At 59.9% G+C, this 19,892-nt stretch carries 5 protein-coding genes; all 5 read right to left on the reverse strand.

The annotated features are described in order from the left end of the window. Positions 1-15: 15 nt before the first annotated feature. The gene (locus tag E5J99_RS13720) at positions 16-2,535 is read right to left on the reverse strand and encodes an outer membrane beta-barrel family protein (RefSeq protein ID WP_167852126.1); all 2,520 of its coding nucleotides are present in this window, start codon (positions 2,533-2,535) and stop codon (positions 16-18) included. A 277-nt stretch (positions 2,536-2,812) separates the two neighbouring features. Continuing rightward, positions 2,813-8,827: a non-ribosomal peptide synthetase gene (locus E5J99_RS13725; protein WP_135498384.1), complete on the reverse strand. Its 6,015-nt coding sequence runs from the start codon at positions 8,825-8,827 to the stop codon at positions 2,813-2,815. Between the two features lie 183 nt (positions 8,828-9,010). Then, positions 9,011-13,408: a type I polyketide synthase gene (locus tag E5J99_RS13730; protein WP_135498385.1), complete on the reverse strand. Its 4,398-nt coding sequence runs from the start codon at positions 13,406-13,408 to the stop codon at positions 9,011-9,013. A gap of 6 nt (positions 13,409-13,414) precedes the next feature. After that, positions 13,415-16,810, reverse strand: a complete 3,396-nt coding sequence (locus tag E5J99_RS13735) for a non-ribosomal peptide synthetase (protein WP_135498386.1) — start codon at positions 16,808-16,810, stop codon at positions 13,415-13,417. 180 nt (positions 16,811-16,990) lie between these two features. Further along, positions 16,991-19,892, reverse strand: a 2,902-nt coding sequence (locus E5J99_RS13740; protein ID WP_135498387.1) for a non-ribosomal peptide synthetase, incomplete at its 5' end; no start/stop codon positions are given.

The following is a 19,892-nucleotide window of genomic DNA, read 5'->3' on the forward strand; positions in this document are numbered from 1 at the left end:
GCTTAGGCAGGCGGTTTAATTCCCGCTTTTGATGCGGCCTCTCTCCTCTTCCAGGCCCGACTTGCGGGCGCGGGCCGCTGCTACTTTCGAGCTGCCGAAGCGGTAGGTGAAGGTGAGGCGGGCTACCCGGCTCTCGCGCTTGTTCAGCACCGATACGTCGATGTCGTTGAACTGGAAGTTGCCCCGGAAATAATTGGTCCAGAACACGTCCGATACGTTGAGTTTCAGCGTGGCCCGGTTATTCATCAGCTTCTTCTGCACGCCCACCGACACGGCCCCCATGGGCTGACCATACAGCTGACTTTCCTGCAAAAAGCGCGAGCGGTAGGTGCCGCTCAGCTCGGCCGCGAAGCCCTTGGGCAGCGAAATCTGGTGTACCGAGTTGAGCGTCCAGGTGGTGGCCGAGGTATTCAGGCGCTGCATGTAGGTCGAGTCGCCACCGAGCTTGGTTTGGCCCAGGCGCGGCACGTCGCCGGCGTAGCGGTTGTGGAATACGTTGACGTAGGTGTTGCTGGTCCACCACTTCGTGATGGGCATGGGTACCGACATGGCCACGCCGTAATTTTCCTGTAAACCGATGTTCAACTCGGTCAGGTACGTGGTTTTGGTGCGCACGTCCTGCTCCAGAAAGTCGCTGATAACGTCGGTGGTGCGGCTATAGTTGATGGTAGTCGTGATGTTGTTGTTGTAAGTGTGCGACAGCTCGACGGCATTGGTAAACTGGGGCCGCAGGTACTCGTTGCCCCGGTTGTAAGTGTAGGGGTCCAGGAAGTAGAGGAAGGGATTCAAATCCTCGTAGTTGGGCCGGTCGATGCGGCGGCTGTACGAAAACACCAGTTGGTTTTTGTCGTTGAGGTGTTTGCTCAGAAACACGCTCGGAAACAGGTTGGTGTAGTTCCGCTTCAGCAGGCGCACGCCTTGCAGCGTGCCCTGGCCGTTGGTGTTTTCGGCCCGCAAGCCCAGCTGCACGCTTATTTTGCTCCACTCTTTGGCGTAGCTCACGTAGGCCGCCTGAATATGCTCGCGATACTCAAAGTCGCGGGTGCGCAGGGGGTCGAGCAAGGGCTGCCGGGCCTCGTTGTTGAGGAAAAAGAACTGCATGTCGTTCTGCGACGTTACCCAGCTCGTTTTCAGGCCGGCTTCCAGCTTGGCTTTGTTGGGTAGCGGCCGGGTGTAGTCTAGCTTGCCCGAGCGGATAAAAATATCGGAGCCCGTGTTGCCGTCCTCGTTGCGAATCTGGCGCAGAATGTCTAGCTCGTCGTATTTGGTGGTGCGGTATTGTTGCAGGCTGCTGTTGTTGAACTGGGCGTAGTCCACGTCGGCCGTTATTTCCTGCCCCGTCGAGTCCAGCACGTGCTTGAAATTGAGGTTGACCGCATTATTCAGCCAGGTATTATCTAAATTACCCTTGGTGTACACGGTCGTATCGAGGCCAGCGGCCGGGTAAGCAATGCGGGTGTCGCTGTTGTACTGCTGGTCGTTCTTGCTGGCCATGCCATTGAACAGCACGCCTACTACGGTTTTGTTGGTAAGGAAGAAGTCGGCCCCGGCTTTGTAATTCACCAGGCGCGACTCACTGGTCTTCTCCGAAAGCTGACTGAAGCTGGTTTGCAGCTGGTCGGCCTCGCCAAACCGGCGCGTAATCTGCTGGGTCTGGGGCGTTTTGCCGTTGTCGGCCGAGAGGCTGCCAAACAGGTTCACCTTGCCTTGGCGGTAGTTCAGGTTGAGGCCCGCGTTTTCCTTGATGAAGTTAACGGCCTGTCCGTTAGCCCGCGTAAACAGGCCCAGGCGGGTCCCGGCGTTCCAGGAGCCGTTCAGGCCCATGTTCTGGTTTTTCTTCATTTTGATATTGATGATGCCCGCATTGCCGGCCGCGTCATACTTAGCCGGCGGGTTGGTCATAATCTCGATTTTTTCCACCTGGCTGGCCTGCATGTTTTTCAGCAGCACCGCCAGGTCCGACGACGACACGTAGGTCGGCTTGTCGTTAATCATCACCAGCACGTTGGCCTTGCCTTTCAGCGAAATAGCGCCGTCCTTATCCACATACACGCCCGGCGACTTTTCCAGCACTTCCAGCGCCGTATTGCCGGCCGAAACAATGGAATTCTCCACGTTTACCACAATTCGGTCGATCTGCTGCTCAATGAGGGGCTTAGTGGCCGTCACCTTCACTTCGCCCAGCTGGTGCGCGGCATCGGCTAGTTGCAGGTTGCCCAAGCTCACTTCCGTCTGGCCCTCCGCCAGCGTGAATACGGGGGTAAAAAGCCGCTTGTAGGCCAGGCTCGACACACTGATCAGGTAAGAGCCGACGGGCACCTGCTCGATTTCAAAATAGCCGTTGGCATCGCCCAGCGCACCTTTTACCAGCGTCGAATCGGCGGCTTTCAGCAGCGAAACGTTGCTGAACTCCACCATTTTGCTTTGGGCGTCGGTAGTGTGGCCCGTCACTTTGCCGATGGCCTGGGCCTGGGCCCCCGTGCTCAGCAGGGCAAACAGAATAAGAAATAGTAATTTCTGGCTAGCTGCTTTCATTGTTGTGTTTCTTAAATAGCTATTCATCAAGCACATGCCGGGGTCGAGTGGCAGCATGACTTGGGTTTGAGAGGCAAGGTAAATTCTGGATACGGTACTAAAAAAAGTATTACACCAATCCGGTGATTGGCATGATGAACAGCTCGATACGGGGTAAACAAGCACACAAAGCCGACGCCTCGTTCCGCCGAAAAACCCGGCCCTCAGGCCCTGAGCCCGCCTTCGGCTACTTTCCTAACTAAAAGTAGCCGAAGGCGGGCTCAGGGCAGCAGCCGGGCTAGGCCAGCTCGTAGAGGCCGCCGGCCAGCGTAGCCAGGCGGGCGTGGGGCTGCTCGCGCAGGAGCTGCACCAGTTGCAGCAGATACTTTAGCTGGCCGCCCTCCACCTGATCGGGGGCGGTGCGGTACTTCAGCCCGAGCTTGATGGCATTTTTGTGGCGCACCACCGTCAGGCGGCTAAAGTTCTTGATTTCGCCGTGCCCGCTGTACTGGGTACGAATCTGGTCAAGTGCCTCTCCCTCCTTCAGCTCCAGCATTTTGCCTGGCTTCTCCTGGTAGTTGACGGCCGCTATGGCCGCGTCTTCGAGGCGGTAGCCGTAGCGCTGCTCCGTTTCCTGGCCAATGCGGTTCAGGGGAATATCCTGGTGCAGCCGCCCACCGATAAAGGCTTCGGATACCTGCGTAAACAGCTCGGCAAAGGTCATGTCGTCGCTCATGGTTGCGGCCACCGGGAACCCGTCCATCACGGCCCCCACCAGCTGGTCGAGGTCGATGCCCGGCACGACCCGGTCGCGGCCCGAGGACACCATCGTGATAATGGACGCCACCGCCTTGGTTTTGTGGTAGAACGACAAGTGGTAAGCGGCCAGCAGGAAGCTACTCAGGAAGCCGTTATGCTCCTTACAGAAGGCTTGTAGCTGCTGCATGTCGGCTTCCGCAATAAAGCCGGCTTCTTCCACAAAACCTGCCATGCCGGTGGCCGAGGGGGCGCTGGGCAGCTCGGCCGGTACGGCCTGGGGCAGGTGCTGGCGCCAGTACTGGAGCTGTTGCTCAGCGGCCGGCGAGGCCAGGAACTCCTGCTGCCAGCGGGCATACTCCAGGTATGAAGAACGCTTCGCCAACTGCTCGGCTACTGCTCCTTTTGTTTCATACAGCGTGCCGAGGCTATTGAGGATAAACTCGTTGGAATACGCATCCGTGATGATGTGATGAATGCACAGGTACACCATGGCGCGCCCCTGGCCATGAATCACGGCGCAGCGCACCAGTTGTTGGTCGGTGGGCAGAAACACTTCCTGGAAGGCTCGCCCCACGGCCTGCTGGGCCGGCTCTATTTCTTCGGCCGTCTTGATTTCGTGGTACTGAATAACGGGTTGCAGCGCGGCCACGGGCATGATGCGCTGACGCAAGCCCTCGTCGGTACGCACCAGATTAATGCGCAGCACATCGAAGCTGGCCAGCAGCTGATGATAGGCAGTTTCAAATGAGGTGGGCTCGAAGCTGTTGAGGACGAGCGGCCCTACGCTGCCGGTGCTGCTGAGCAGCTCGTGGCGGCTCTTGCTCGACAGGAATAGCTGCTGATGGTAGGTGAGCGGAAACAGCGGGCTGGTGCCGGTGGCATCCGTTGTGGCGGCGGGTACGGACTCGGCTTTGGCCGGCGCATTTTTCTGGTTGGCTACCAGCTTGTCGATCAGGCGCATCAGCTCCGTCTTGAAAGCCTGCACCAGGTGCGCAATCGTGGCTTCTTCGTACTGAAACTTGCTGTATGTTATCGACAGCTTCACTTCCTTGTTCACCACAATACCGGAAAGGTCGATGAGGGAAATGCGTTGGAAGTCCGGGCTCATGGCCTGGCCTCGCCGCTCGCCCGAAAAATCGAACACCCGGTTGCCGGTGGCCGTTTCGGCCCCCGCGCCGAAGTCGCCGAAATAGTTGTATTTCACCTGCGGCGTGCAGTTGCTCGCGGCTTTCTGGTATAGCTCGCCGTTGCTGATGTAGCGGAGCAGCCCGTAGCCGACCCCGTTGTTGGGTACTTCGGCAAAGGCCCGCTTCGTGGCCCGGATCTGCTCCAGCTCGTCGCGCTGCTCGCGCAGCCGCAGCGCGACCGGGTACATCGTCGTAAACCAGCCCACGGTGCGCGTCACGTCCAGCTCGGCCGGGTTTTGGTTGCGGGCGTTGCCTTCCATGGAAAGCAGCAGCTTGCTTACCCCGAACACTTCCTCGAAGGAGTAGGCCAGGGCCGTCAGCAGCACATCATCGACGGCCACCAGAGCACGGCGTGAGCCTTGGTACAGGGCTTCGGTTTGCTGCTGGGTGAGGTGGAAGCTGAGGCTGGAGGTATCTTTCAGGCGGTTGCTGCCCTCGGGGTGGTCGATGGGCAGGGCCGGAAATTCTTCTTCCATCAGGGCATTCCAGTGCAGCATTTCCTGCTTCACTACTTCGCTCGTGGCATATTGCCGCTCCCATTCGGCGAAGTACTTGTACGAGTCAGTTTTGGCCGGCAGCTCAAACGCCTCGCCCTGCTGGTACTGCAGGTACAGGGCCGACAAATCTTCGAACAGGATGCGGTACGACAGCCCATCGACTACCAGATGGTGGATGGCAATGAGCAGCCGGTCGCCATCATCGAGCCGGAACAAGCCAACTTTCACTAGCGGACCTTCGCTCAGGTTCATCCCCTTGTGAATCCGGTCCCCTTCCTGGGCCATCCGGTCCCAGGGGTTGGGGCAGTTGCGGAAGTCAAATTCCTCGAATGTAAAGCCTTCGCAGAGCACTTTCGTGTCCTGTAGCCAGCGGCCGTCTTCCTGCCGGAAGGTCATGCGCAGCGCGTCGTGGTGCACCACCAAGCGCTCCAGGCACTTTTGCAGGCCTTCCTTGTCCATGCGCTCTTTGCTGAAGAGCAGGGCCGCTTGGTTGAAGTGTTCTTTTTCGTCGTCTTCCTTCTCCAAAAACCACGTCTGAATGGCTGTGAGCGGCACTTCGCCCTGCACCAGGCTTTGGTCGATGACGCGGGAAACGGGGCGCAGGTAGGGGGCCAGCTCTTCGAGCACCTGGTGGGTCAGAATATCGGTTACGGTCAGGTCGTAGCCGTCGGCCTTCAGGCGCGAGAGCAGCCGGATGGACTTGATGGAGTTGCCGCCGGCATCGAAGAAATTCTCCTTCACGCTGGCGTTTTCCTTGAGCAGCACGGCTTCCCAGGCCCGGGCCAGCACCCGCTCCAGCTCGGTGCGGGGCGCCACATATTCTACTTCCGAAGCCAGACTGCTGATGCCGGGCTCGGGCAGGGCCTTCTTGTCTACTTTGCCGCTGCTATTGAGCGGCAGGGCCTCTAGCTGCACAAAGTAGCCGGGCACCATGTATACGGGCAGTTTCTCCTTCAGGAAGCTGCGCAGGCCAGCGGCCGTCTGGGGTTCGTGGCTCACCAGATACGCCACGATATCCTGCTCGCCTTCCGCCACTTCCGCTACCGTAGTAGTAGCGGCACTGATAGCGGGATGCTGGAGCAGCGCTGCCTCGATTTCGCCCAGCTCGATGCGGTAGCCCCGCACTTTCACCTGGTAATCTTTGCGGCCAATGAATTCGATGGTGCCGTCGGCCAGCCACTTGCCCAGGTCGCCGGTACGGTATATCCGCTCGCCGGCCACGAAGGGGTTCAGCACGAATTTTTCGGCCGTCAGCTCTTCGCGGTTCAGGTAGCCGCGGGCCAGACCGCTGCCGCCGATGCAAATCTCGCCCGGAATGCCAATGGGCGTGAGGGCCTGGTTTTCATCCAGAATATACATTTTCTCGCCCATGAGCGGCCCGCCAATCGTGAGCTGATCCGACTGGTTCAGCAACAGGCTGCTGCTCCAGATCGTGGTTTCGGTGGGTCCGTATACGTTGATGGCCTGCACCGGAGAGTTTTTCAGCTTCTCGTACAGTTTCTGGCTCAGGGCCTCGCCGCCGATCAGTACCGTCTTGATATTGGCTGGCAGCGTGTCGTTCACGGCCAATAGCTGGCCCAGGCGGGAGGGCGTAAGCTGCAACGCGTCGGCTTCCGAATGGGCCAGGGCCAGGTACAACGCGGCCGGGTCAGCTAGCTGGGCATCGCCGAACAGCACGATTTGCTTGCCGCTGCACAGCGTGCCCAGTATTTCCAGCACGGAAATATCGAAGGTCACTTCGGTGGTGGCGGCCATCGCCGTGGCTTGGCGCAGGCCCAGCGCCAGCGGAATGTTTTCGAAAAACGTGGCGGCCGCACGGTGCTCAATCATTACCCCTTTCGGATTGCCCGTGGAACCCGAGGTGTAGATGACGTAGGCCAGGTGCGCGGGCAGAATATCGTGGTCGATCCGGCTCAGGGAATACTGGCCCCGGAAGAAGTGGTCCAGTACCTTATCATCGATGATGAGCGTGCACTGGCTATCTTCGAGCAGGTAATCGATGCGCTCCTGGGGTGTGCTAGGGCTGATGGGCACGTAAGCGCCCCCGGCTTTGAGCACGCCTAGCATGGCTACGACGAGCCACTCAGACCGGTGCAGCCGCAGGCCAGCCAGCTTGTTGGGCTTGATGCCGTACGTGGTATGCAGATAGTGGGCAAACTGGTTGGAGAGGGCATCCAGCTCCTGGTAGGTAAAGCGTTTCTGGCCGTACACCAGGGCGGTAGCCGCCGGGGCCCGGCGCACCTGCGCCTCAAACAAATCGACCAGGGTTTTATCGGTATTGCGGTGCACGCCGGTATCCGTAAAAACGCCCAGCAGCTGCTGGGTTTCGCTGGTGCTTAGGTAAGGCACCGCCGTCAGGCGCTCCTGCGGGTTTTGCAGAATAGCCTGGCAATAGTGCGTCACGTGGTGGCCGAGGCGCTCCACGAAGGCTTTGGTATAGATATCGGTGTTGTACTGAATGCCCAGCATCAGGCAGTCGGAGGCTTCCTTGAAGGAGAGGCGCAGGTCGTATTGGGCAATGGTGATGGGCACGGCCACGCCTTCCTTGGCCGGAGCCACAGCACCCGAGGGCTTGGCACTGCCTTTCAGGTCGTTGTTGTGCAGAATTACCATCACATCGAACAACGGCGAGCGGCCGGGGTCGCTCTTCAGGTTCAGCTCCTGGCTAAGATGGTCGAAGGAATAGAACTGGTGGGCAAAAGCGCCCAGAATCGTTTCCTTCACTTGCTGAAACAAGGTCAGAAAAGATTCCTGGCCGCTGAACTGCGTGCGCAGGGCCAGCGTGTTGATAAACAGGCCAATCTGATTTTCCAGGTCGATATGGTCGCGGCCAGCCGTGGGCGTGCCTACCACGATGTCTTCCTGGCCCGAGAAACGATAGAACAGGCCTTTTACTACGGCTACCAAGGCCATGTACAGGGTGCCGCCCTGCTCCTGGCTCAGCTGCTTCAGCCCGTTCAGAATCGTGGCGTCCAGCTGAAACTTCAGCTCGGCCCCCTGGTAGGTTTTTACCGGCGGACGCATTTTGGGCGTGGGAAGCTCCAGCACCGGTACGTTGCCCGAAAACTTCTCCAGCCAGTACTGCCGGTGGTCGGCCTGCTCTTCGGCCAGGAGCTTGTGCTGCCAGGCCGAGAAATCCCTGTACTGAATGCGCAGCGGCTTCAGGGCGGCTTCTTTGCCCTGCAACTGGGCCTGATAGAGCGCCAGCAGCTCGCTGCGGAACACTTTCAGCGACCAGCCGTCGCAGATGAGGTGGTGCAGGTTATAGAACAGTACCGTGTGGTGGTCCTGCATGTGCAGCAGGGCCACGCGCAGCAGCGGGCCTTCGCTGAGGTTGAATGGGGCCAGCGAGTCCTGGCGCACGTACTGGTTGGCGCGGTGCACCTTGTCAGTGTCTTCGCGCAGGTCGAGGTATTCGAAGCCGGGTTTCACCTCACTGGCCGGCAGCACATACTGGCGCACCTCCTGGGAAAGCGCATCTTCCCTAAATGTGGTGCGCAGTATCTCGTGGCGCTCGATGAGCTGGTGAAGCGCCCGGGTGAAGCACTCCACGTCAATTTCCAGGTCCAGATCCAGCAGGGAGGGCACGTTGTAGGCCACCGAAGCACTGGGCAGCTGACTCACGACCCACAGCCGATACTGGCCGGGCGTAACGGGGTAAGAGGCCTGCACCTCAATGACGGGGATGGAATCAAAGTCGCGCTGCTTGCCGGCTCCGCGCAGAAATTCAATGAGCTGGGCCTTGTTGTCGCGCAGCTCCTGCAAGAGGTTCTGGTCGGGCGGCCCATCGGCGAAGGTCACTTGCAGATTGTCCTCTACCAGCATCACCGTTACCTTATTCTTCCGTAGTTTTTCGATGATATTATTCATACACGTCGTAGGATTCACCTAGTGATTGGGTATAGTTTGTAGCGTAGAATGAGTGGATAATAGTCGGATGACCCCGCAGCTACATGCGCACCGGTCGGTGCCACCCGCCGGGCGGCTACGGCCGGCACCGACCGGTGAGCAGGGCGTAGGCCCTGCCCCCCAGTCGGCTGGTGCCCGCCAGGGCTAGATAATAAAGCTGGTGCCGCCTTTCTGCACCTCCACTACTTGCTTCTTGGCCCAGTGCAGGTTATCGATGCGCTTGGATAGCTCTTTGATGGTGGCGTCGCGGAAGAATTCTTCGAGCGTGATTTCGACGGAGAAGGACTGGTGAATCTTGTTAAGCATAATCATCGTCTTCAGCGAATCGCCGCCCAGGGCGAAGAAGAAGTCGTCGATGCCGATGTTGGTGAAGCCAAAAAAGTCTTCCCAGAGCGCCAGTAGCTGCTTTTCTGTGTCAGTTTCGGGGCTGGTCAGCGGCGTGTTCAGCCTCGAGCGGTCGAAGGTATTGGAATAGCTTTCGGCGCGGGGCTCCTCGCTCTGGTACAGGTCATCGGTATCGTCGGCGGCAAAGGTGGCGGCCGTGGCACTGGGCGAGGTGTAGGTAATTTCGCTTACCTCGGGCAGGCCCACTGTGTTTTCGAATACCATTACCAAGCCCTGCTTGAGCAGCTCCAGGTTGTCGGCCTCCATTACTTTTTCCAGCGACTGGCGGCTGAAATTGACGGCTACCCACTTGCAGGCGGCCGCGGCAACCAGGCGCGACTCCAGGCTTTCCATTAGGGCCGGGCCACAGGAGGCAATCCAGCCGAAGTCCAGGGCTTCGTCATTGAACAGCGCTATGTGCTCCAGCAGCGAGTTGCCCTTGGCTGAGAGCTGCTCAAGCAGGTTCAGGCGGGCCGCAGAAGCTTGGCTGAGCGCCGGTTCGCTAAACAGCTGGTCGACGAAAATAACGCCGTTGATGGGACCGTACTGCTCCTTCAGCTTCAGAGCCTGGGCAGACTGGTCGGGGCCGGCCAGATCGTGGAAATAGAGGCGACCTTCGAGCAGCAGCTTTTCCAGACTGGCTACTACGTGCGGAGCCATGGTAGCTTCCTTGGCCGGGTTGAAGCGCGGCAGAATCACGCGGGCATCAAACTGCTGCACCAGGTATTCGGCCAGCACGATGCTGATAGAGTTCAGGGCGCCGGCCAGCACGTAAGTACCTTGGGAGCGAAGCAGGCTGGGCTTGGCCGCGCCAAGTGCCAGCTCATCCTGGCCCAGCACCCAACGCTTGCCTTTGCGGTAGGCCACGCAGCTGTCTTCGCCGTTGGCGGCCAACTCGCCGGCTATCTTCTGGGCCAACTCGGTTTCGGCAGCATAGCTTTCCACGTCGATAGAGCGAATGAACAGGCTGGGAAACTCGGCCGCAATGGCCTGTACCACGTCGCGGGCAGAAGCGCTAAATGGTTGGCCCGAGGCTTCCTGTGGCTGCACTTCGTTTACGATGGTGAGCTGCACCTTGCGGGGGTTCAGCGGACTGCCAGCCAGGTTTTTTACCAGGTTGAGCACAAAGGCCGCATCGGCCTGCCCATCGATAAAGCCCCAGCTGTACACGATTTTCAGCAGATCGGTTTTGCTACTCATGATGCGCTGGTAAATGCGCTCCTCGTGCTCGTTTACGTTTGGGTTGATGGTAATCGTGTTGCGGTTCGTGACGGTATACTGCTCGCCGGGGCGCACGTCCAGCACCTCGTTGCCGGCGGCCAGCAGGTGGCTTTCCAGGTGTTGGAACAGCGGGTTGCCCTTTGAGAACAGCAGGTGGGTGGCCGAGCCCGGTACGGTGGCAGCGGCAGCCATCAGGTATTTGGCGCGCCAGAAAGGATACTGGAACCGGCCCCGCTTGTCGGCCGAGTTGGCGCTGGGCCGGTTGTAGAGCTCATCCGAGTTGATTTTAACCGGGAAGCGCTTTTTCTCGAACTGATACGTGGGCAGCGAAACGATACGCGCGTTTTGCTGCGGATGCTCCTTGTGCCAGGCCACCGTTACGCCATTCACCCAGAGCACGCCCAGGGCGTCTTTCAGGAATTGCTCGTCGTTTATCGCTTCGCTCGACTTGCGCATGGTGGGCACCGCCGTCACCGACTGCTCGCGGGCCTTGGCCTGCGCCAGAATAAAATCGGTGAGCACGCGGCGCGGACCAACTTCCACCACCAGTACATCGTCCAGGTCCAGCAAGGTTTCGGCCCCTTGGGCAAACCGCACCGTTTGGCGCAGATGGTTTACCCAGTAGCTGGCCTGCGTCACCTCGTTGGCAGTAGCAAAGCCACCGTGCAGGTTGGAGATGAACGGAATTTGGGGGGCCTGTAAGGATACGGCATCGACCACCTTTTTAAACTCGGCCAGAATCGGATCCATCAGACTGGAGTGGAAACCCACTTCCGTATTCAAGCGCACCGAGCTGATGTTCAGGCTGCCCAGCACCAGTCGCAGCTGCTCAATAGCCTCTGCGGGGCCGGCCACTACGCACTGCTCCGGCGAGTTGACGGCCGCCAGGCAGATAGCGTCGTTGTTCACGTAAGGCAGCACCTGCTCCTCTTTGGCGTGAATGCTCAGCATGGCTCCGGCGGGTACGCGGGCAATCAGCTGGGCACGTTTCAGCACCAGCTGCAACCCGTCGCGGTAGCTGAAGACGCCCGCCACGCAGGCCGCCGCATATTCACCCAGGCTGTGGCCAATGAGGTAGCTGGGCTTCACGCCCCACTCCAGTAGCAGCGAGGCCAGGGCATACTCGATAACGAAAATTAGCGGCATAGCCACGGGCGTGGCGTTGATGCGATTCAGGACAGCGGCGGGGGCATCGTCGGGGGCAAACAGGGCGGAGCGGTAATCTTCGCCGGTCAACTCCAGCAGGTAGTTTAGGCCTTCATCGACCACCGCCCGGAAATGTGGGTACTGCTGGTAGAGGTCCAGGCCCATGTTGCGGTACTGCGTGCCGGTACCGGGGAAAGCAAATACCAGCTTCGGGTCGATGCTGTGCACGTTGCCCTTGCCGATGCCCATTTTGGCCGTGAGCTTTTCCTGCAACTCATTCAGGCTCCGGGCATTTACCACGGTCCGGTACTTAAAGGCTTTGCGGCGGCTTTGCAGCGTGTAGGCCACATCGGCTACGGCCTCAGCAGGGTGCGTTTGCAGGTGGGTGCGGAAGGCGTCGAGGTACTTATCGAGTGACCAGGCCGTTTTGGCACTGAAGGTGAACAGGTGATGCTTGGCCAGGGGCACCGTAGCAGCTGGGGCCACGGGCGCTTCTTCCAGCACCACGTGGGCGTTTGTGCCCCCGATGCCGAAGGAGCTGACGCCAGCCCGCACCACGGTTTCAGTCCAGGGCCGTAGCTGCTGGTTCACGAAGAAGGGCGAGTTTTCGAAGTCGATTTCGGGATTGTGCTGGCTGAAATTGAGCGAGGCCGGAATCTGCCGGTTTTTAATGGCCAGCACCGTTTTCATGAAGCCGGCAATGCCCGCCGCCGAGTCGAGGTGACCAAAGTTGGTTTTCACCGAGCCGATGGCGCAATACTGCTTGCGCGGGTTGTCGAAGGCGCGGGTCAGGGCCTCAATTTCGATCGGGTCGCCGAGCTTGGTGCCCGTACCGTGGGCCTCGATGTAGGTGAGAGTAGCAGGGTCGACTTTGGCCAGCTTGTGGGCCGTTTTGATGCACTCTACCTGGCCCTGCACCGACGGGGCGGTGTAGCCCACCTTGCGGTTGCCGTCGTTGTTGATGGCGCTGCCTTTTATGATGGCGTAGATATGGTCGCCGTCGGCCAGGGCATCTTTCAGCTTCTTCAGTAGCACCACGCCCGCACCTTCGCCCCCGATGGTGCCGTTGGCGTTGGCATCGAAGGCCTTGCAGTGGCCGTCGGGTGCGTAAATCATGCCGCTCTGGTACACGTAGCCCGGCGCGGCGCTGGTTTTGATTTTGACGCCGCCGGCCACGGCCATTTTGCTTTCGCCCGTCAGCAGGCTGCGGCAGGCCTGGTGCACCGCAATCAGGGAGCTGGAGCAGGCACTGAACAGGAACAGCGCCGGCCCCTTCAGGTTGAACTTGTAGGAAACCAGCGTGGGCAGGAAGTTGACGTTGTTGAGCAGGCTGGCGCTGAAGCCGTCCACCAGCTTTTCGCGCTCATTCAGGAAACGAGTATATACCCGCCAGTTGGTGCTGTCGGCCCCCGAAACGTGCAGCGACACGATGTCGTTCAGGTCGTTGGGCACGTAGCCGGCATCCTCGAAGGCTTCCCACAGACACTCGTGAAAAATGCGGGTCTGGGGGTCCATGATGATGGCCTCGCCGGGGCGGTAGTCGAAGAAGTTGGCATCGAAGCAGTCCTTGTCGTCCACCGTTACCGACGCCTTCACGTAGCTCGGGTGGTTGATTTTGTCGGCACTCAGGCCCAGCTGCGCTAGCTCCTCATCGGAGTAGAAGCGCACCGACTCTTTCCCGCCTTGCAGGTTTTGCCAGAATTTTTCGGGGGTATTGGCGTCCGGCATGCGGCACGCCATGCCGATAACGGCAACTTCCAGACCGGTGTAATTATTGTTCTTCGTTTCCATAATAATCTAGCTATTAAATAGTTCAAGCGACTCGTCTAAGGATTGTACCGACTCTTCAATCTGCTCCGTAAGCCCGGCGTCGGTGTCCTGGCTTGCAGCCTGACCAATGAAGGCGGCCTGATCCTTAATGGTCACCACGTTGAAGAGGGTGGCAATCTTGTAGGACTTCGAGAAGGCCGCGTTGATAAGCTGATTGAGCTTGATAATTTTGATAGAGTTGCCGCCCAAATCGAAGAAGTTGGCCGATGTGCTGATCTGGTCTTTGCCCAGTAGCTCCTTCCAGATTTGCACCAGCGTTTCCTCAATTTCGTTGGCCGGAGCCACGTAGTCGATTTTGCTGGCCGCGTGCTGAGCCGTGGGCGCGGGTAGGGCCTGCTTGTTGATCTTGCCGTTGCTGGTCAGTGGCAGCCGGTCGAGCTGCACAAAGTAGGCCGGCACCATGTAGGCCGGCAGGCGCTGGCCCAGATAGGCTTTGAGCTGCTTGGCTGGCTCGGCAGTGGGGCTCACTATGTAGGCCACCAGCTCACGGGTCTGGTCACTCATTTCGCGGGCCAGCACCACGGCTTCGCGCACATCGGGGGCTGTCAGCAGGGTATTTTCAATTTCGCGCAGTTCCACGCGGTGCCCCCTGATTTTTACCTGGTCGTCTTTGCGCCCAGCGAATACCAAAGTGCCTTCCGGCGTCCAGCGGGCCAGGTCGCCGGTGTCGTAAAGGGTGGCACCGGGTTTGAAGGGGTTGGGCACAAACCGCTCGGCCGTCAGCTCGGGCCGGTTCAGGTAGCCGCGCGAGAGGCCCGGGCCGCCAATATAGAGCTGGCCCACCATGCCCTCGGGCAGCAAGTTGCCCTGCTGGTCGAGCAGGTATACAGCCATGTTGCCGATGGGCTTGCCGATCGGAATTTTGGCCGAGTCGGTGTAGGTGCCCTTCTTGATGATGTGCGTGGTGGCCACTACCGAAGCCTCGGTAGGACCGTAGGCGTTGATGTAGTCGCCCTGCTGGCTGAAAGCCTGAATCAGCTTGCGGTTGGTTTCCTCGCCGCCCGTTACGAGCTGCTTCAGGTGGCGTAGCGCCTCGATGTCGAGCAGCTGCAGATACACCGGCGGCATGGCTGCCATATCGATGCGGTTGTCGTTGAGGTAGTTCGTGTAGGCCGCCGCGTCTTTCTTGAGCGCGTCGCTGGCAATGTGCAGCTCGCCGCCGGCCAGCAGAATCGTGAACATCTCCCACACCGACACGTCGAACGAGGACGACATGAACTGCATACCCCGAATGCCGGGCTGCATTTCCAGGGAGTGAATCTCGGTCAGCACGGTATTCACAATGGCGCGGTGCTCAATCATCACGCCCTTGGGCTCGCCCGTGGAGCCCGAAGTGTAAATCACGTAGGCCAGGTCCTGGGGCGTAGCCGCCGGGGCCGGGGCCAGGGTCGAATAGTTGTCTTGCTGCTCCTGGAAGTCGGCCAGCTCACTGTCGTTCAGCAACACGGTCAGCTCGCTGTTGCGCTGCATGTAGCTGATGCGCTCTTCGGGATACGCCAGGTCAATCGGCACGAAGGCCCCGCCGGCTTTCAGCGTGGCCAGCACGGCCACCACGTACCACTCGTTGCGTTCCAGCTTGATGCCCACCCGGTCGTTGGGCTTCAGCTGATACTGGTCGATGAGGTAGCCAGCCAGCTGGTTCGACAGCTCGTCGAGCTGCTGGTAGGTCAGGCTGCGGTCTTCGAATACTACCGCACGCTCAGGCAGCAGAGTAGCAGCTCGCTGCGCAAATAGCTGGTGCAGCGTTGCTTGTTCAGGAATAGATAGATGGTTGTCATTGTAGTGAATAGTTTGGCGGTGAATTTCTTCCTGACTCAGGTACTCAAAGGCATGCAGCGGCGTTTCGGGAGCCCGCACGATGTGGGCCAGCAGCTGCGCGAAATGGTTGAAAAAGCGCTGGATGTAGGCCGGCGAAAACAGATCGGTGTTGTACTGAATGGCCACGTCGATGCCCTGCGTGCCTTCGGTAAAGGCCAGGGTCATATCATACTTGCTGACCAAGCGGCCACCCAGTTTCCAGGTAGCAATGCGCAGGTCGGAAAACGCCTGGGCGCTGTCGTCCGGCGTGTCGAAGTTCAGATCGGTATTCTGCATCACCACCATCACATCGAACAGCGGGGAGCGGCTGATGTCGCGCTTCACGCCCAAGTCGTCCACGAGTTGGTCGAAGGGGTAGAGCTGGTGCTTATAAGCGCCCAGCAAGTTGGTTTTTACCTGCTCGTAGAGCTGGGCAAAGCTACCCTGGCCGCTGAACTGCGTGCGCAGGGCCAAGGTATTGATGTAAAAGCCAATCTGATTTTCCAGGTCGGCGTGCTCACGGCCCGCAATAGGGCTACCCAGCACAATGTCTTCCTGGCCGGTGTAGCGGTAAAACAGCGTGTTCAGGGCGGCCATAATGCCCATGAAAGCAGTGCCACCGTAGGTTTCGTTCAGCTGTTTCAGGCCGGCCTGCACGTCTGGGCCCAGCCGAAAATGCACCATCTCGCCGTTGTAGGTTTTCACGGCGGGGCGGGGCTGCTCGTGCTGCAACTCCAGCACCGGCAGCTCGCCCTGCATTTGCTCCAGCCAGTAAGCCCGGTGGCTTTGCAGGCCCGCCCCGGCCAGCTCGTTGCGTTGCCAGGCGGCAAAATCCTTGTATTGAATGCGTAATGGCGCGGCGGCCGGCCGCTGGCCCAGGCGGAACTGCTGGTAATAGCCCAGCAGCTCGTTGGTCAGCACCTTCATCGACCACCCGTCGCTGATGATGTGGTGAATGTTGAAAAAGAACACCAGCTCATCGGGCCCCAGGCGCAGCAGTGTCGCCCGAAACAGCGGCCCTGCGCTCAGGTCGAAGGGCCGGATGGCTTCGGCCTCAACGTAGGCCCGGGCCGTGGCCGGCGGGTTTTCGCCGGTAGTCAGGTCGGTATAAGTCAACGCGAAACCGCAGGCGTCCGGGGCCAGCACAAACTGACGCACCTCGTCGAGTTGCTCGTCTTTGCGAAACACGGTGCGCAGAATTTCGTGGCGGGCCACTACCGCGTGCAGGGCTTTTTCGAAGCTGGCCACATCCAGGGTGCCGGTCAGCAGCTTAGCGGCGGGCATGTTGTAGGCTACCAGAGCATCTTCCAGCTGGCTGAGCACCCACAGGCGGTATTGGGAAGGCGACAACGGGTAGCTGGCCTGGGGGCCGGCCGCCGCAATGGCGTTGAACTCCGCTTGGCTCTCCTGCTCCGCCATATACGCCATCAACTCGGCCTTGCGTGCTTTCAGCTCCTGCAAAAGCTCCGGCGTGAGTGCGCCTTTGGGTGCTGTCAGCTTCAGTTCGCCCTCCGCTACTTTTAGAATAACACCGGCGTTTCGTAACGTCTTCAGAAATTGTTTCATCGTCTTATAAGGCTTATTATGTAGCACTTGCGGGGAGTGGTAGCCCGGTTTTCGGCTCGTGTTACGGAGCCGGAAACCGGGACCAATGCGGGCCGGGCCAGCGTAGCCGTATCGTGCCTCCTGCCGGGCCCACGCCCTGCGGCGCGGGCCCCTCTCCTACTCTTACTTTCTATAACTCACTTAAATAGTTACCTCTTCCGAATGCGCCTCATCGTGCACGGCCTCGGTTTTGGCCCACAGTGCATTCTCGATTTCCTCGGCCAGGGCTTCGATAGTCGGGGTTTCAAACAAGGTCAGCACATCGACGCGCACGTTGAACTGCTGATGCACCTTGGTTAGCATCAGGATGCCGTTGAGGCTGTGGCCGCCGTGGGTGAAGAAGTTATCGGTGACGCCGATGGTTTCCTTGCGCAGAATCTTCTGCCAGATGGCAACGAGCACCTCTTCCGTGGCCGTACGAGGGGCCACAAACGCCTGGCTCCGCTGCCCGGCGAGGGTTTGCGGGTTGGGCAGGGCCTGCCGGTTGATTTTGCCGTTGGGCGTCAGCGGAATCTCCTGCAGCTGCACAAAGAGCTGCGGCACCATGAACTCGGGCAACCGCTCGAGCAGGTAGCTCCGCAGCGCGGCCGCATCCAGCGGCTCCTCGCTTACGAAGTAGCCCACCAGCTCTTGCTCGCCGGGAGTGCTTTCGAAGGCCATCACCACGGCTTCCCGAACGCCAGCCTTGCCTTTGAGCGTATTCTCGATTTCGCCCAGCTCGATGCGGTAGCCCCGAATCTTGAGCTGCTGGTCGATGCGGCCCAGGAAGGTGATGCTGCCCTCGGCCGACCATGTTACCAGGTCGCCGGTGCGGTACACCTGGCCTTCGCCGCCAAACGGATCCGCAATGAAGCGTTCCGCCGTCAGATCGGGGCGACCAAAGTAGCCGGTGGCCACGCCCTCGCCGCCAATGAGCAGCTCGCCCGGCACCCCGTAAGGGCACAGGCCCAGGTACTGATCGACTACGTACACCCTCGTGTTGGAGAATGGCTCGCCAATTGGCACGCGGCTGTAGCTGCGGGTCATATCCACGCGGTGCATGAGCTTGCCGATGGTAGTTTCGGTGGGGCCGTAGTGGTTGTACACCTCTATTTCCTGGCCGGTCTGCCGAATACGCTCTACCACATCGGTCGTCAGCTCTTCACCACCGAAGATGATGCGCTTGGCAGGCAGCAGCGTCCGGTTGGTTTGCAGCGCTTTCCAGTGCGAAGGCACGATCTTGATAGTACCAATGGTGTGGGTTTCGAAGTAGTTGAGCAGTCCTTCGCTGTCGGTCAGGGCTTCTTTGGCAAACAAGTGGAGCGTGCCTCCGGTGAGCAGGGAGCCAAACAGCACCGTGTTACCTAAGTCGGCGGCCAGCGTCGAGAGCAGGCCAAACGACTCGCCCGCCGCCATGCCGGTTTTGGCTTGCAGGCCGTCGAGGTAATCCACCAGGTTGCGGTGCGTTACCATCACGCCCTTCGGCGTGCCCGTCGAGCCGGACGTGTAGATCAGGTAGGCTACGTCGGCGGGGCGCAGCGTAGTAGCCGGCGGCGTTACAGCCCCGTGCTGCCAGGTGGCTTCCGGCGCGTCGATTACCAGGAGCGGTACGCGCTGCTGCTCGAAAGCGGCGGCGTTGGCCGCATCTACCACGAGCAGAGCGGCCTGCGAATCGGCCAGCATGAAAACCTTGCGGGCTTCGGGGAACTGCGTATCGAGGGGCACGTACACGCCGCCCGCTTTCAGGGTGGCCAGCAGGCTCGTCAGCGCGTCCAGCGGCTGACTCAGACAGAAGGCTACCTTGGTGCCTTCCGCAATGCCCTGGCTGCGGAAGTAGTTGGCCAGCTGGTTTACCCGGTCGTTCAACTCAGCGTAGCTTAGTACGTCACCAGCCGAAATCACGGCGGTTTGGGCCGGCGTGGCGGCTACTTGTGCTTCCAAGCGCGACAGAACCGTTTCTTCGGTGCGGGCCAGCGTGCCGGTAGCGTCAAATTGCGCTAACAGCTGCTGCTGCTCGGCGGGGGCCAGGTAGCTGGCGGCCCGCACGGGCTGGTCGGCCTGAGCCACGAAGGACTTCAGGAGCTGCTGGAAATGAGTACCCAAACGCTCCATAAAGGCCGGCTCGTATTTGGCGGCATTGAAGCGGAACCGGTAAGCCAGCTGTGTGGCCGAAGGATACAGCACGAAGTTGAAGTCGAAGTTCGTTTGCACGTACGACTCTTTGCTGATGATATCCAAGCCCTGCTCTTCGCTAACCGGAGCATATTCGGCACTTTCGGCCGCGTTCGTATTTTGGAACACCAGAATGTGGTCGAGCAGATTGCGGCCGAGCGCGCTCTGGGCCTGCACTTCGGCCAACTGCCGGTAGTGGTGTGGCTCGCTGGCAATATGGAGTTGCTGCACCTGTTGCACTAGCTCCTTCACCGTGGTTTCGGTGCCATACTGCACCCGCACCGGAATGGTGTTGATGAACAAGCCCACCATTTCTTCCACGCCCACCAGGTCGCCGGGGCGGCCCGATACGACGGTGCCAAACACGACATCCTGGGTGCCGGCGTAGCGGCCGAGCAGCACGCCCCAGGCGCTCTGCACCACCGTGTTCAACGTCACGCCCAACCGTTCGCTCAGTTGTTGCAAGCCAGCGAAATCTGCATTTTCAATCTGGAAGAAGGCTTCTTGCTGAGTGTATTCCTGGCTGGTCGGTTGCGCGGGCAGCGAGGCGGTTTGCTCGTATCCTTCTAGATATTGTCCCCAATACGTGAGCGAGGCCTGGGCATCGCGCCGGTCGAGCCAGCGCAGGTACCCGGCGTACTTGTGGCGCTCGGTTAACTGCACGGGCTGCCCGCTCACCAAGCCCTGGTAGAGCTGGGTGAACTGCTGAATGAGCAATTGAGAGCACCAGGCATCCATAACAATATGGTGGTGGCTCCAAATCAGCTCAAAGCTATCCGGGCCGAGCTGGACCACGCGCAGGCGCATCTGGGAGCCCTTGCGCAGGTCGAATCCGCGGGCCAGATCGGCCGCCTTCTCCTGGGCCAGGGCCTGGGTCAGCGCCGCGCCGGCC

It is taken from the genome of Hymenobacter elongatus (genome assembly GCF_004745955.1).
Classification (GTDB): Bacteria; Bacteroidota; Bacteroidia; order Cytophagales; family Hymenobacteraceae; genus Hymenobacter; species Hymenobacter elongatus.

What these genes read in the sequence shown, in the direction of transcription:
- E5J99_RS13735 (WP_135498386.1), bottom strand. Translation starts at nt 16,810, where the DNA reads ATGAAACAATTTCTGAAGACGTTACGAAACGCCGGTGTTATTCTAAAA.
- E5J99_RS13725 (WP_135498384.1), bottom strand. Translation starts at nt 8,827, where the DNA reads ATGAATAATATCATCGAAAAACTACGGAAGAATAAGGTAACGGTGATG.
- E5J99_RS13720 (WP_167852126.1), bottom strand. Translation starts at nt 2,535, where the DNA reads ATGAAAGCAGCTAGCCAGAAATTACTATTTCTTATTCTGTTTGCCCTG.
- E5J99_RS13730 (WP_135498385.1), bottom strand. Translation starts at nt 13,408, where the DNA reads ATGGAAACGAAGAACAATAATTACACCGGTCTGGAAGTTGCCGTTATC.